Genomic DNA, 15,567 nt, shown 5'->3' with positions numbered 1-15,567 from the left:
CTATATCCCAGTAGTCGTAAAAAGTAGCTTCAAGTATGTGGCCATTTAGGCGAAGGTTGTAGTGCTTGATATTGTAGTCCCATTAACAGTGCTACTGCAGTGTACTGCGATGGTTTTTAACAATCAACAAGATTTACAAGCCGATAAGCTCATTTAAAACAGTTGAATTGCAGGCGGAGCATCATCCTCATTTTGGCTTGCTTTGCTGGAAGCTGCGTTGTTGTCGGCTCGGTTATGTGCATCCCTTTGATCTTGCATGACGTAATTCTCATGCAGTGATTTGGTGTCTAGTTCTAGTGGATAGTTATTGTCGCTAGGAGATGTAGCAACTTCATCAATTGACTGCAGCTGTGTCGCTATTAAAGCGTGTGCATCTTTGATTTGCTCCATTCTCTGGCGGGTAATATCTTGAAATTGTACGCTAGCAAAACTCTCAACAACGGTCGTCTTAGTGGCAACATTGGCCAGTGTCATACGTTCAAGCATACGCTCGTTGAGGTCTTCTAGGTTGTGATAGGTTTCAGAGAGCGATTCCAATTCCTTTGCAAAATTGGCAAGCTTTTCGTTCTCCATTTCCGAATTAGCTTGATCAAGAATGTGTTCCATTTGTTCCTGCACCATATTAATGGCTTTGTCGATGCCTTGGTCGATCAAATTAGCAGCGTTTTCTGACTGTCCGGAAAGCGTTCTGACTTCATCCGCTACAACGGCGAAACCCCTTCCGTGTTCGCCAGCTCGCGCGGCCTCTATTGCCGCATTGAGAGCGAGTAGATTGGTTTGCGCAGCAATGTTTTTGACTAAGCCAGTAAGCTCTGTAAGTTGTTGAATTTCGTCTAATACCTGATTTACTCGTGTCGAGTGTTTACCTTCCGAGCCAGCTCTTTCCGAAATATAGGCTTGCAGGTCGGCGATTTGTTCTTTCGCATCGAAGGCTCTGGAGGAGTTCGATTCTTTGAGTATCTCAGCTTCGATAACATATTTGTTGACATCTTCTAGTGAGGAATCAACAGCATTTTCAATTTCCGTTAGCTTTTCAATCAGCGACACCGATGCTTCTTCAGTGACCGACATCACACCTTCTAACTGTGCGTCTAATATACTGTTGATTTCACGTATTTTGCTGCTAGCATCAAATAGTGCATCGAGAGCTGCAACGATATGTTTCGGGGGCTGCTGCTCTAGGCTCTGAGTCATTGGGTTTACGCTCGATGAGCGCTGATCAACTTCTACATCAGCCGTAACGGCTCGCCGCAGTAAGGTACTAAAAATTATGATTGAAAGTAGGGTGAAACTAGCAACAAGCATGGCTTCGGCCAGGTTGTCTCCCCATGTACCAAAGATCGCAACAAAGACATAATGAACTGAGCTTCCAAGCAGCAAAGCAAGCGTAAAGGCTATGACAAATGCTAAAAGCGCAAAGTTACGAATCAGCGTCGACAGCTTCGCTTTATCGATATTGATAGTATCACTGTAATTCGCCAAACCAATTACCTCAATGTTGTTTTATAAAATTTAACGCCAAAAAACTTAGGCTTATCTTGCTTCTATCATGCGCCGGGAAGCACTTGTTTAACAACGGCGGTTAAGTCTGCTGGCTGCACGGGTTTGACTAACCACCCAGTTGCTCCTGCGGCTTTTGCTTCATCACGCTTGCTCTGTTGGGATTCGGTAGTGAGCATCAATATCGGTTTAAATCGCATGGCAGGCGTCTGTTTTACTTCCTTTATCAATGCGATGCCGTCCATGCCAGGCATATTGAGATCGGTGATCATTAGGTCGGGTTTGAAAGTGGGCACTGTTGCAAGAGCCGTTTTTCCATCAATGGCTGTTTTCACATCAAAGCCCGCACGTTTAAGAACGCCTTCCATACTCATTAACATCGTTTTTGAGTCGTCTACTAAAAGAATTTTTTTCATGTTTTCTCCAACTTTAAAAGTATTTCTAGATCTTCAGACATCAATTGATAGTCCATCGCGCCTTTGCTTTTCGGTGCAAACTCGCCTATTGGCTTTCCCGCCTCGAAAGCCTCGGCAAGCGCTACATTTTCTCGGATACCTCTGAGAAGCATTTTCTTGCCAAACTGAGTTGTGAGCGAAGCTATAACCCGTTTATGTAAATTTTTACGTAAATCCATCATTGTTGGTAATAAACCCAAAACCGAGATAGGTTTTTGATTACTACTCGCAATTTTTAAAAATAAGCTAGTAAGTTGTTTTACACCCACTTCCGCTAGAAAGTGGGGACAAAAAGGAACTACTATGCCGTCTGCAGCTCTGAATGCACTCACTAATAGGCTATCAAAAGTGGGTGGTGTATCGATGATCACGCGTTCTATTCTGTTTTTCCTACAATAAACGTGCAAAGCTTGCTCAAGCGCACTAGTGTCTATTTCATGATCGTTCTGATAAAAGTGCGTATCTGCCGCTGCAATGCTGATGTTTGCAAAGCTTGTTTCTTGAACGATTTCATCAAAGCTCACTACTTTCTTTCTAAATAAATCATGCACAAAGCCTGACGTAGCATGATGCTTAAAACCAACACTGGCATGCCCTTGAGTATCTAAGTCTACGACCAGCACTTTTTGCTTGTTCTTAGCCCACTGCCACGCCAAATTTACCACTGTGGTTGATTTGCCAGAGCCACCTTTGCGATTTGCTACCGCGAGAATAAAGGCTTCCCTCGGTTTTAAGCTATCAGTCACGATGTTGAGTGAGTATCAACATTCAAGAGCCACTGCATTTTTTCTCTGACAGCCTGTTCTTGTGGCCAAGCTGAGACCTCAGTGTTGCTCGCCATAATAACTTGCAATATCGCAGTGTGCATGTGGCTTAGGTTTTTTAAATTAACCTTAGCTTTAGGCTTTTCAATGAGCCAACTGAGCAGTTCTTCTGCTTCTTCAATGTCACAGTTGTCGTCCAGCACGGCTACGGTCTTTTTATAAGTTATTGGCATGCGATGAGCTCCGGAATGTTAAGAACCAACAATACTCTTCCATCACCTAATAGTGCCGTTCCAGAATAAAAAGAGTATCCCGCCATAACACCTTCCAATGGCTTTTGAATAATATCGATACCTTCATGAAATTCATCAATCACCAATCCTATTTCTTCATCACCATGGTGCATTACTAGCACCGCCAGTTCGTCGCTTTGTTCTGCGTCATCAACTTCTAACAGAGTGCGAAGATCAAATAATGGAATCAATCTATCGCGTAACACGATCGCTTTTTGTCGTTTTATACCTTGTACTTCGCTAATAGGAACTCGCACTGTTTCAACAATGTTATCCATCGATATACCATACAGTTGCTTGCTAACCTCCAACATCATCACGCGAGTTACAGCCATCGAAAGTGGTAAGGTCAAGCGCATAGTGCTGCCTTGTCCAACTTCGCTAAGCGCGACTACTGAGCCTCCAGATTGTTGAATAACCGTTCTTACAACGTCCATTCCAACCCCACGGCCAGATAAATCACTTACTTGTTCGGCTGTAGAAAAACCGGCTGCAAATATCAATTGCAATGCCTCATGGTCGCTTATACTTTCCAGTCTTTCTTCATCAATAACACCTTTTTCATAGGCTTTACGCTTAATAATATTCGGGTCTATGCCTTTACCATCGTCACAAACTTCAATGATTACTTGGTCATCTTTTGGTATAGCTCTCAGCGTAATCGTGCCTTGCTCACTCTTACCCAAGGCAACTCGCTCAGATGGCATTTCTAAGCCATGGTCTAAACTATTTCGAATAAGATGTATTAGCGGGTCTGCCAATTCCTCCACTACATTTTTATCGGCCTCAGTCTCTTCGCCCTCAAGCACTAATTTGATTTTTTTGTCTAATTTTCTAGCCAAATCTCTTACAAGCCTTGGAAAACGTTGGAAAACGGTAGACATTGGCACCATGCGGATTTGCATTACAGCAGCTTGCAATTCATCGGATAGGCGATTTATTGCAGCATATTGAGATTTTATTTCCTTCGCTAGGGGACGGACATCAAATTCTTCTTCGGCTTTTTTTGCAAGAAAGGGCAATGCGTTTTTAGCAACAATTAACTCACCCACGAGATCCATAAGCGTGTCAATTCGGTGTTGGTCAACGCGTAACACTTTGCTTGCTGCAGTCTTCTCATCTTTCGCCGATGAAATATCGCTGGCACTGACTTGTTGTTCTGTTGAGGAAGCTTCTTCGGAGCTAGCAGACGATGAGGGTAAAAGAGGGGGCGGGGCTACCTCAGGCGCATCTATGTCAATGCCACCATTGTGTAATTTTTCCAAGGCGCTTTGAATAATAGTGATAGTTTCCGCCTTGGAGCAAGCGACTAGCTTTTCAGAAAAACTGGCCTTAGCCACTAGTGATGTCTTAAGTGCTTGCGGTAATGCTGCATTCAGAATGCGCTGAACAGAGCTAAGACGAGTGTCTTGCGCATCTAAATCGCTAAGCGAAAGCATCTCTACTTGCGTCTCTAATAAGGCAGTTAAAAGCTCGTTATCAACCTTATCCGCATCAAGGTTATCGATTTGTTGATTGAGTGCTTCAGACTCATCCTCAGAGCCGTGTTCCTCTTTTGTATTCGGCTTTTCGGGCTTAATAGGAGGTTCGTCTAGCGCTAACTCTCCTGAGAGCATGCATCTAATCAAGGCAAGTTCCACAGTACCTAGGTCTTGAGCATGTGTTTGTTTATGCTTTATTAGGGCTTCTAACCAGTGTAATGCTTGGGTTTGATATAGCTCGTCGCCACTCATTGACAGTAGGGTAGAGATATTGCGAAGAAGTTCATCGGGCTTGCCGTTAACAACACTTAGCTCGGCTTGCTTGCAGAATTCTTCATAAAGACCCAAATCACCCATTTCGCCCTGTATGTTTATAAGACTAGACGGGCAAAGCATCGATATTTCAACTTGCTCTGGAATGTAACGTAAATGGTGTTGCAGTGTGTCATTGTCACTAGTGACTAAAATCTGGAAGTTGAGGTTCGCAGAAAATGGATCTAGCGCTAACAGATCAGGCCACGGGTTCAGCGAAGAAGCTGAAAACCATTGTAAGCCTGGCAGGTTGCTGACGAAATGAAGTGGGTCATCGCCCGAAAAAAAGCAAGCAGCGTCGGGCGTATAGTCGATAGAAAACAGCTGCGAATTTGTATCAAGAGCTAAATACGCCTTGAGTCTCTGGTCCTGGGGTAGTTTCGAAAACCAAGACGGAAGCTCACCGTAATAGCTTTGCGAGTTATCAATGGCTACATCATCAATGTTATTGGCATCGGTCGTTGAGCTAGGCAATTCAACAGGCATAATTTGGTTTAGCTTGGCGATAAGCTCTGCCGCAGTCTCTGATGCCGAGCTCGCTAGTGAGCCTTGATTTTCTAGTTCGTCTAGCCAAGCATTTACCTGATCAAAAGCATCGAGAAAGGTATCTATATGGCCAGAGTCTAAGACTAAGGCTCCCTCACGGGCATTGTCTAATATGTCCTCGGCAACATGCACAACCTGAGTAAAGGCGTGAATGTCAAATAAGCCTGAACTTCCTTTTATGGTGTGTACCGCTCGGAAAAGCTCGTCCATTATATCCTTATTATTAGGGGCATCCTCGAGAGCTAAAAAACATTTTCCAGCCGTTTCTAAGTTGTCTCGAGATTCACTCAAGAACGCTTCTAACATTGGATCCACGGCTTACTCCTCCACCATTAAATTGGCGATTTTCTGCATCAAATCTACCTTTGCTGGTTTGACGATATAATAATTAGCGCCAACTTTGTATGCGGCTAGTTTGTCTTTGAGTTGTTCTTCTGTACTCACCATGATCACGGGGCATGAGTGATTGTGTCCATCCTCGCGGATAGATGTGACGAAGCGGTATCCGTCCATTTTCGGCATGTTCACATCAACGATCATTAGGTCAAACTGAGAAAATGCTGATTTTTCCAAGCCTTCAATCCCATTTTCTGCTTCGCTAACTTCATAACCGAGTTGTTCCATGATTTCTCGATGGTACATTCGCACTGTTACTGCATCGTCAACTACTAGCACTTTAGTCATTTGTTTTCTCCAGTAAGAGGGCGCTGATAAACAATCGCTTTGGGATATTTTTTCACCTTAAACAGAGAGGAGATTCGGCTCATCGATTCAGAATGACCCAAAAAGATAAACCCACCCGGATTTAAGGCGTCGTAAAATACGTTAGCTGCTTCTTTTCGCGATTCGTCATCAAAATAAATGAGTAAATTTCGACAAAATATCAAATCAAAATTTCGATAGTGCTTGGTTTCGTTTATGTCACTCAAATTCACTTTGCTAAACTTCACAGCATCACGTATGTCTTTGTTTAATTGATAATTTCCCTGTGCGGTCTCACTAAAGTACTTTTTTAAGGTTCTTGCTGGCAAGTGTTTAACTGAACGCTCGTTATAGACACCCGCATGACAAGCCTGTAGCACTTTACTGTCAATATCTGAAGACACAATTTCAACATCTAGATGCTGAATTTGAGGCCAATATTCCAATAGATACAAAGCGATAGAGTAGGGTTCTTCACCAGTGCTGCTGGGGATCGACCATATCCTAATATCGCTCTTGTCTTTCTTATTAGCCGCAATCTCATTCATCACATTTTCAACCATCACCTCGAATTGGTATTCCTCGCGATAGAAATAGGTTTCATTCACCGTCATACAGTTAATGAGTTGTTGAACTTCTTCGCCACTGGCCTGAAAACGCATCTGCGTAAAATAGCTTCGGAAACTGTTGTTACCCGTCGCATATATTCTTTCAATTAGTCGTTTGTCGACAAAGTAGCGCTTGCTATTTTCAAATTTGATGCCGGTTTTACGATAGAAAAAATCTCGAAATCGCTCAAATTCAGGGTCGGTAATCTCGGTTAATCGACGTGTTGTTCCTATCTCTTTATCTGCCATCATGAATTGGCCTTTATTCTGCGAATGGCAGTGTTGCAAGCAAACATGAGGTATTCTTCGTCGCTAAATTTGGTTTTTACTTCTTCGATGTCCCGCACCATGCTAGCAGTGCCTACTTCAGCTAAGCGGTCAACTGCTGCTGCTACTACGTTCACGTGAGTCTCGTCCTTTAGCACTGATAATAGCCATTCAGGTGTTTTCGCATGTGCCAATACCTGTAGAATATCGATGGCAAAAATCCTGACGTCGGAGTCTTGATGATTGAGTAAACTGATAATATGGGTTTCAATTTGTTCCGGTATCATTTGAAGCACTTCAATCGTGCTATTTCGAAGCTCGGCATCCTCTTCTGACAAAAAGGGAATGAGTTGACATACAACATCTTGATTGCCGATTTTTTGCAGGCTCAGATAAATGGCATCGCGCACCACATGACTTTTTTCTTCAGTCAACTGTTTCACCAGTGGGCCAACTGCCTCATCAAAAGAGGCTAGGTCTCGAGCAGCCCAGCGCCGTTGATCTTCATCACCCTCATGTAGGCTATTTTTTAAGCCATTGAAATCGCGCTCACTGCGGCGCGGACTCAATTCGGTAACATTGTCATCATTTTGTTTTTTTAAAGCCATGGTCTCGCCCTAATCGTTTTTGCAGTTACCGAACGGCGCTTATCAGAGCCGCTGCAATTTTATGGTTGGGTAGAACCTTGTCTGCACCCTCAAGCTCAATAAGCTCTCTGGGCATACCAAAAACCACCGCTGTATCTTCCGACTCAGCAATGGTCTTTGCGCCCAGTACATTAGCTTTTTTCATCGCTTCAGAGCCATCATTACCCATACCGGTTAGCTGAATGCACAATAAATGCTTTGGCTCCACTATTTCTAGGGCCGACTCAACCAAACGTTGTACGCTAGGGTGCCAGAGGTGATTGTTATCACTCGGTACAGAGGTGACTAAGCGCTTGTTGCCACGATTAATAATTTTAACGTCGGCATCGCCTTTTGCCACGTAAGCAGTGCCAGGTTCAAGTACCATTGGTCGCGACACTTCAACCACTTTTATGTTGCACGCTAGGTTCAGCCGCTCTGAGAATACCTCAGTGAATCTTGCCGGCATGTGTTGTGCAATGACAATTGGTATCGGGAAGTCTTCAGGAAGCTCTGTGAGTATTTCCTGCAACGTTCCCGGCCCACCTGTCGACACCCCAACTAAAGCCAGTTCAATCTTAGACTTGCGAGTTTTGTTGAACGGTTTTAAGTTTGGCGATATCTGGTTCGCCTCTGCTTGTTCTCGTTGCAAGCGTAACTTTGATTTGAGGCTACTGGGCCCTCGTACTTTAGTTTTGGCAGCAGAACGCACTTTACTTAACAATATGTCAGCTGAATCAGCCATGTTGAGTGAAACGGTTCCGCCGGGTTTGGGGACGTAATCAACCGCACCAAGCTCTAATGCCTCAAAAGTTACCAATGCACCTTTCTCAGTAAGCGAAGACACCATGATCACTGGTTTTGGGCATTGATTCATGATTAAGCTCAAACACGTAATACCATCCATTACTGGCATGTTGATGTCGAGAGTGACAACATCAGGATCATATATCGGGATCTTATCGAGCGCTTCCTGTCCGTTTCGAGCGATATCGCAGTCAAATCCGCCATCTTCAAGAATACGGCGCAAATGTTTTCTCATAAGGGCACTGTCATCAACGATCAGTACTTTTGCCATATTTATGCAACCTTATTTTCTATTGCGTTGATTTCTTTTGTGCTTAGCAATTGGTCGGGTTCAAGTACCTGAATGATGCGCTTTTCATCTTTAAGGTTTACCACTTTGCCCATCACCCGAGTTTGTTCTTCTGACAAGTTAGGCGATGCCTCAATTTGCTCTCGCGGCAAACGAAGTACCTGCGCAACACTGTCAACGATGAAGCCGGTTGTTATCCCCGCAATTGTCAAAACGATAATGCGTTGACGCTCGCTCGCATCCATTTTGTCTAATTCAAAGCGGGTTCTCATATCAATTACTGGAAGCACTGTTCCTCTAAGATTTACAACGCCTTCGATAAACTTCGGTGTTTTGGGTACTCGATCCATCTTGTCTGGAATGCGCGTAATTTCTTGCACGTTGTCGATACTCACTGCATATTCTTGTTCACAAAGCATAAATACAACGAGTTGTGCCGTACCGTCATCATCCTCATCAACGAAATCTTGACTCTCATCGTGATCTTGCATTTGATTCTCCTGTACTCGACTATCGGTCATCGCATCGCGAAGCTCTTGATGCCCAAAAACATTTTCAGAATTTAGCACCGACACCAAACGTTTGCCTTTGTCTAAACGGCAAATCTTATCAATGTCTTCTTCAGTATTTTGCAGAATGCTAGGTACTGCTTGAAGTAGATCTTCGTTTACACGCAAAACTTCTCTGACTTGGTCTACGATGAAACCTGCAAATTCACGTTGACCATTGGCTAAAGTAATACTCACAATTACGATGCGATTGTTTTCACAAAGTTGCGCTTCGGCTAAGCCAAATAGAGTTCGTAAGGAAATTAGGGGTAATAAGCGATTTCTTAATTCAATTAAACCGACAACGTGGGCATCTGTTTTTGGCATGCTCGCGATATTGTCGGGTATGCGAACAATTTCTTCTACGTCCATAAGGTCGAAAGCGTACTCTTGTTCATCTAGCATAAAACTGACGAGTTGATTTGAAGTGTCGTCTTCATCATCCTCGTTATATTGCTCTACCGATAATGATGCAGAAGACTGGGCGTCAGAAATATGCTCTTGCACCATAGTCTGGAAGTCATTTTTGACCACTTCTGCCACATTAAGTAGTTGTATTACGGGCTCGCCGTCGCCCATTTTTATGACGCCGTCCAAGACCTTTTCGTCTAAATTTGATTGTATATTTGACGATGTATCGATCTGGCTTTTATCAACACTTTTTACCTGTAAAACACGATCAACGACTAAGCCAACCTTGCCACTTGCGGAGCCAGTATCTACCACAACAACACGAGAACTCTCATTGAAGTCTTCGGTAGGAAATTCTAGTAGTTTGCGCAAATCAATTATCGGAAGTACTCCACCACGTAAATTTGCTAAACCGATGAGCGTCGGTGGCGTTAGGGGTACTGCTACTGTTGTAGGAATTCGAATTATTTCCAATACACGCAACATAGGAAAGCTGAAAATTTCATCAGCAACCTGAAAGGTGACATATTGGTTGTTTGATGCTTCAAATTCGTCGGTTTGTATAGATTTTGTCATCACATACTGCCTTTAGTTAATTTGAAGATCTAAACGCTTTGTAATTCGTCAGCGATTGACGCTATTTCCTCAACTGCTGCGGCTAATTCCTCAGCACCTTGCGCTTGTTGTCGCGAAGCAGTCGCGGCTTCAGTCGAATTGTGACTTGCTTGCTCGTTGGCTGCTGCAATTTGTTCCATGCCTTTCTTAGCTTGTGAAACTGCCGTAACTATTTCCGAAATACCTTCGTTGATCTCTTTATTTCCCTCTACAAGGCTGTTCATTTCAGATTCAACAGCTTCGAGATCTTTCGTTGTTTTAAGTGCTCGGGCCGCCTCTTTCTCCGATGCTTTGGCAACGTCAGATAAATCTGTACGCACTTTAACGGCTTGGTTTTGAATGGCTTTGACTAAGTCTTTTATTTGTTCAACATTTTCTGCGGCGTCGTCTGCTAGATTTTGTATATCGTCCGATACAACCGCGAAGCCTTTACCGAACTCTCCAGCTCTGGCTGCTTCAACAGCGCCATTTACCGCTAGCATTGCTGTTTTCACTGATACAACACCTATGGCTTCGCTCACTTTATCAATTTCGCGTGCCAATTGGTCAACCTCATCGATTGCAACTAGATTACTCTCGCTGGCATGCAGGGTTGCATTTATAGCTGCTATCATTTCATCCACTTTTTGTTTGTTGTTGCCTAGCAGCTCTATCATCTGATCACCTAGTTCAACAGCTTCCGAAGCTCTGTTATCTGCCAATTCAGCGCCGCGCTCAATTTGACTAATACCAGCAACAGCTTGCTCAACTGCAGATGAGGCCTGTTCAGCACCTAATGAAATTTGACCGATAGCAGTCATGATCTCAGTAGAAGAGCGGTTTATTTCTTCAATCGATGCAGAAAGTTCTTCAGCCGCCGCAGCGGCTTCTTCACTCGATTTGGCTACATCAGTAGAGTTTTTGAGTTCATCTGTGATGATTTCTAAGCCCTGAGAGGCTTGTTCTGCGCCAGATAATGCTATTTCCTGTTGCTCTAAGCTCTTTAAGACTTGTTCAACCGCAGCCGACTGTTCTTCTGCAGCGGCCGCTATGGATTCGGAGCCCTTCTGGGCATCAAGTGACGCAGTGCTCATCTCTTCTGCACCATCGCCAATCGCAATAGCGCCTTGGTAAATCTTCTGCATATCGGCCTTGATTTTTTCCAACTCAGCGGTAATGAGCTTACCTTTTTCGGCCTCTTCTAATGCTGAGTTAGCACTTTCATTTACTGTTTGGCTAAGTGCGGTTGATTTTTCTCTAATGCTTTCGATCTGCGTTGCAATATCAGACGCATTTCTTTCGGATGTTTCGGCTAGGGTTCTGACCGTATCTGCAACAACTGCGAAACCTTTGCCATGTTTACCAGCACGTCCCGCCTCAATTGCTGCATTTAAGGCTAGAAGGTTAGTTTGGTCAGCGATCCGCATTACTTGTTTTACCGCTTCATCAATTCGAAGCGCTTGCTCACCCAGTTCATTCACCATGGCGACCGATTTGCTTTGTCTTTGAGATGATTCAACGATGCTGCCCACTAAGCCGTTAATGTCATTGCTCATTCCATCCACGCTGCCTTGAAGTGTGAGTGTTTTCGAGGTTGCCCCTTTAGCTATTTCCATTTGACGTTTTACGCGGCCTGCAATTTGTGTCATGGCTGCTAGACTTTCTTGACTAGCACCGCTTGATTGCTCAGCGCCAGCTGCAATTTCGTTGGTGGCAGTGGAAAGTTGATCTCTTGCTGTGGCTGCTTCAGTGACACCGCTTGCAAGCTGTACTGCTGCGCTAGCTATTTTTTCTGCCGCTTGCTGTTGTTTGGCGAGCGTTCTCGCCTTTCGGCGTTGTTCTTCTGCTTCGCGTTTAGCTCGGGCGTCGTTCTTGTTTGCTTGTGTTGAAGCTGCTTCTGAAGTTTGTATACTTTTTTTAAGGCCCATCGGGGATGTCTCCACTGCCTAGCAAAATAATTTGCTAGATTAAACGAATAACGCCGACGGAACTGAGTAACGTCGACACAATATGTGGTAACGCTGTGATAGGTTTTTGTAGGTGTGTTTAGATGGCTTGCGGCCACAAGAAACATACTTTGAAAAACTCAAATACACATTCCTTGTTACAGCAAGAGAGGTAGGGCGCTACGCCGCTTCCTCAAAAATACCCAATAAATATAGGATAGTTGAGTATGTGTTGTCCAATAGTTTTGCATTTACCGCCAGTAGGGAAAGGTATCGGCCTGACTACAAAAAAATGAAGATTTGGATTGTTGTATTTCGGTAAAAACATGCTTACAGAAAGAAATGTCAATTTTTATCGAATGATGAAGGGAGTGTCTTTTTTATTTCTAATGTTAACTTGATGATTTTTATTGTTTTATTTTAATGAATTTTCGAGATTATTTAACGCTTTTATCAGTCTAAATATTTTGACTAGTTTGCGTTTAAGCTGCAAGAAAGGCTCGCTATAACTGCTCGCTACTGTTGTTTCGATAAGCCGTATTTGGCTTGGAGCTCAGTGGTAACAAGGAAAAGCTTACTTATTTTGTAAGTTTATCCTTGTTTTATAGCAACATAGAGAAAATAGTCCACGCTTCTTTTTCTCAGTTTATTAATTGTCCGCTTTGTCGTATTTGTCGCTTAATTAATTGTGTTTGTTGAGACAACCGCGATGAGCATCACGCAGAGGCACACCAAAATGGCGTGCCTCTTTTTTTAGTATTGAGCGTTTCCAGGCGTTCTTGGGAAAGGAATTACGTCTCTAACGTTTTGCATGCCCGTAACGTAGGCCACAAGACGTTCAAAGCCTAAACCAAAACCTGCATGTGGCACGGTGCCGTAACGGCGTAAATCGCGATACCAAGCATAATCTTCTTGTTCTAAGCCCATTTCTGCCAAACGGCGATCGAATACCTCTAGTCGCTCTTCACGTTGTGAGCCACCAATAATTTCACCTATGCCAGGCGCAAGCACATCCATTGCGGCAACTGTCTTGTTGTCATCGTTGATGCGCATGTAAAAGGCTTTAATGTCTTTTGGATAATTTTGCATGATGATTGGTGCCCCAACATGCTCCTCAGCAAGATAGCGCTCGTGTTCTGACGACAAATCGACTCCCCATTCAACTGGGAATTCAAACTTTTTACCGCAATTTTTGAGTATTTCTATGGCGTCGGTGTAGTCCATTCTAACAAATTCAGAATCCACGACATTTTCAAGGCGTGTAATTGCCTCTTTATTCACACGTTGCGCAAAGAAAGCCATATCGTCGGGGCGCTCTTCTAGCACTGCTTTGAATACATATTTTAGCAAGTCTTCAGCAAGCTGAGCTACCGTTGAAAGATCCGCAAAAGCAACTTCCGGCTCTATCATCCAGAATTCGGCTAGGTGACGACTAGTATTAGAGTTTTCTGCCCGGAATGTAGGACCAAAAGTATAAACCTTAGACATTGCAGAGCAGTAAGTTTCAACGTTGAGTTGGCCGGAGACAGTCAGAAATGTTTCTTTGCCAAAAAAGTCTTCTTTGTAATCTACATTACCTTGCTCATCTTTGGGCAGGTTCATCATGTCGAGGGTAGACACGCGGAACATTTCACCAGCGCCCTCAGTATCCGACGCGGTAAGTATTGGTGTACTTATCCAGAAGTAGCCTTGCTCGTGAAAAAAGCGATGCACTGCTTGAGACAAACAGTTACGAACGCGGGTGACAGCGCCAATGATGTTGGTGCGCGGACGCAAATGAGCATGCTCTCGTAAATATTCGATACTGTGACGTTTTGCTGCCATAGGGTAGGTATCAGGATTCTCGACCCAACCAAGCACTTCTACCGAACTTGCCTCTATTTCAAGGGCTTGGCCCTTACCTTGAGAAGCTTTTACAGTGCCAACGATGGCCACAGAGCAACTGGTCGTGAGGCGAGTAACTTCTTCGTAATTCTCTAAGGTGTTAACGGCAACAACCTGAATCGGGTCGAAGCAGCTACCATCGTGTACGTTTATAAATGATAAACCTGCTTTAGAATCACGGCGGGTGCGCACCCAACCTTTGATAGTCACAGTGTCTTCGACACCATATTTGCCAGCCAATACGTCGGCGACTGGTGCATATGTCATATGTTTCTCCGTGGCATATAAAATAATTGTTTTTAAATGTTCAACTTAGGCGAAGCGATTGAACAATAAAACGATGTTGTAAACAACATCTTTATTGTGAGCTATGTTTATTATATGTTTGTACACATAATACTTCAGGCGCCAGTGGTTAAAATTAAGTAAGCTAGTAAGTATACTTAACTCTGCGCTGGATAACAGTAGGCAAAGGACGATATGCGCGATAAAAATAAAAAAATAGTTGCAGGACGAAGTGGTGGAGCTGAGCCGCTTGGCTTTGTCGATAGAAGACAAGTGCCATCGCAAAAAGAACCTTTGTATCGTGCTATGGTTATCCTTAATATTTGTGCTTGGATATCACTGCTAGTTGCCCTCGTGTTATTTCACTATGCGCGCCCTGAGTTTGTGAGTGGTGTGCAGAAGTTTTGGGGTGTTGAAGGACGAATATATTGGTCCGAAGCCCACGTTCAAGGCTTACTTACGACCTTACAAGTTTGCCTAGGACTAAGCTTTATTGCGGTTATCATGCGCTTTCGCCGTAACCGCAGAAAAACAGATAGCTTTGGCGTTAATCTATTTATCCTACTCACTATTGCTACGATTAGTTTGATTACCCTCTATACTACAATGGTCTAGCGCTTATTCTGCCACTACATATTGCGTCGGAGTTACCTTGTTGTCGTTTATTCGCTACACCCTTTCTTTTATGCTAAGTGATTGAAAATATAGTTTAATTTTTTATTTCCCTTATGTTTTTGCAAGTGCTCACATATCTAGTCTGTTATTTGCGACACATTTGCCGTCTGTTTTCTTCCTATATGTCATAAGTTAATGAAATATATGGCTATTTTTTGTTGGCGCGGAAACTGCATTGTCACCGTAGATGAAACAGTATCATCGTCGAGTGCCCAAAGCGTCACAAACAATTGCTTAATGCACTCAAAATATTAAAAAAATAAAAAAGTAGGGGTGCAAGATGGCTGAGTTTAAATTTTCCGATTTCAAAAAAATGATGACACTAGCGTTGTCCATTATGCTAGTTCAGGGCGTGTTGGCATTGCTAGTCGCAAATGCTGCAAACGCACAAGAGAGTCTGATGACCGCCTTGGATCATGATCAAGACGGGCTTATTTCACTTCGTGAGGCGGTAAGTGACAAAGACCTGCTGGAAAATTTTAACAAAATTGATACGAACGACGATGGTTTCTTGAGTCTAGACGAGCTGGATGCCCACATCGCGGCGCAAGCCAAGGACTAAATTATTTGTTTC

14 protein-coding genes are annotated in these 15,567 nt (G+C 43.5%); 2 read left to right on the top strand and 12 right to left on the bottom strand.

Annotated features, from left to right (window positions below):
- Positions 1-153 precede the first annotated feature (153 nt).
- The 12 genes from ISG33_RS07270 to asnS form a co-directional block, all read right to left on the bottom strand.
- On the bottom strand, positions 154-1,482 hold the full coding sequence (locus ISG33_RS07270; RefSeq protein WP_195732810.1) for a methyl-accepting chemotaxis protein: 1,329 nt from the start codon (positions 1,480-1,482) through the stop codon (positions 154-156).
- Positions 1,483-1,547: 65 nt separating this feature from the next.
- Complete coding sequence (locus ISG33_RS07265) at positions 1,548-1,916, bottom strand: response regulator (RefSeq protein ID WP_195732809.1); 369 nt, start codon at positions 1,914-1,916, stop codon at positions 1,548-1,550.
- Entirely contained in the window at positions 1,913-2,701 is a 789-nt protein-coding gene (locus ISG33_RS07260) for a ParA family protein (protein ID WP_195732808.1), read from the bottom strand. Before ISG33_RS07260 ends, ISG33_RS07265 begins: the two co-directional genes overlap by 4 nt.
- Entirely contained in the window at positions 2,698-2,952 is a 255-nt protein-coding gene (locus ISG33_RS07255) for a hypothetical protein (RefSeq protein ID WP_195732807.1), read from the bottom strand. The genes ISG33_RS07260 and ISG33_RS07255 overlap by 4 nt, the downstream gene beginning before the upstream one ends.
- Positions 2,943-5,657 (bottom strand): chemotaxis protein CheA, encoded by a 2,715-nt coding sequence (locus ISG33_RS07250; RefSeq protein ID WP_229333499.1) that lies wholly within the window; start codon positions 5,655-5,657, stop codon positions 2,943-2,945. The genes ISG33_RS07255 and ISG33_RS07250 overlap by 10 nt, the downstream gene beginning before the upstream one ends.
- A gap of 12 nt (positions 5,658-5,669) precedes the next feature.
- The gene (locus ISG33_RS07245) at positions 5,670-6,035 is read right to left on the bottom strand and encodes a response regulator (protein ID WP_195732805.1); all 366 of its coding nucleotides are present in this window, start codon (positions 6,033-6,035) and stop codon (positions 5,670-5,672) included.
- Complete coding sequence (locus ISG33_RS07240) at positions 6,032-6,913, bottom strand: CheR family methyltransferase (protein WP_229333481.1); 882 nt, start codon at positions 6,911-6,913, stop codon at positions 6,032-6,034. Before ISG33_RS07240 ends, ISG33_RS07245 begins: the two co-directional genes overlap by 4 nt.
- Complete coding sequence (locus ISG33_RS07235) at positions 6,910-7,536, bottom strand: HEAT repeat domain-containing protein (protein ID WP_195732804.1); 627 nt, start codon at positions 7,534-7,536, stop codon at positions 6,910-6,912. Before ISG33_RS07235 ends, ISG33_RS07240 begins: the two co-directional genes overlap by 4 nt.
- Before the next feature lie 25 nt (positions 7,537-7,561).
- Complete coding sequence (cheB, locus tag ISG33_RS07230; RefSeq protein ID WP_195732803.1) at positions 7,562-8,632, bottom strand: chemotaxis-specific protein-glutamate methyltransferase CheB; 1,071 nt, start codon at positions 8,630-8,632, stop codon at positions 7,562-7,564.
- 2 nt (positions 8,633-8,634) lie between these two features.
- On the bottom strand, positions 8,635-10,185 hold the full coding sequence (locus ISG33_RS07225) for a chemotaxis protein CheW (protein WP_195732802.1): 1,551 nt from the start codon (positions 10,183-10,185) through the stop codon (positions 8,635-8,637).
- 29 nt (positions 10,186-10,214) lie between these two features.
- Positions 10,215-12,131 (bottom strand): methyl-accepting chemotaxis protein, encoded by a 1,917-nt coding sequence (locus ISG33_RS07220; RefSeq protein WP_195732801.1) that lies wholly within the window; start codon positions 12,129-12,131, stop codon positions 10,215-10,217.
- A gap of 771 nt (positions 12,132-12,902) precedes the next feature.
- Entirely contained in the window at positions 12,903-14,300 is a 1,398-nt protein-coding gene (gene asnS / locus ISG33_RS07215) for an asparagine--tRNA ligase (protein ID WP_195732800.1), read from the bottom strand.
- Positions 14,301-14,513: 213 nt separating this feature from the next.
- Between asnS and ISG33_RS07210 the strand changes: the two genes are divergently transcribed.
- Complete coding sequence (locus ISG33_RS07210; protein WP_195732799.1) at positions 14,514-14,933, top strand: hypothetical protein; 420 nt, start codon at positions 14,514-14,516, stop codon at positions 14,931-14,933.
- 340 nt (positions 14,934-15,273) lie between these two features.
- Positions 15,274-15,555 carry an EF-hand domain-containing protein gene (locus ISG33_RS07205; RefSeq protein WP_195732798.1) on the top strand — a complete coding sequence of 94 codons (282 nt, stop codon included), beginning with the start codon at positions 15,274-15,276 and terminating at the stop codon, positions 15,553-15,555.
- The last annotated feature ends 12 nt before the right edge of the window (positions 15,556-15,567 follow it).

This window comes from Marinibium conchae (genome assembly GCF_015595035.1).
Classification (GTDB): Bacteria; Pseudomonadota; Gammaproteobacteria; order Enterobacterales; family Alteromonadaceae; genus Glaciecola.
Note: the sequence above shows the minus strand (reverse complement) of the source record. Positions and strands in the feature narration are given on the sequence as shown.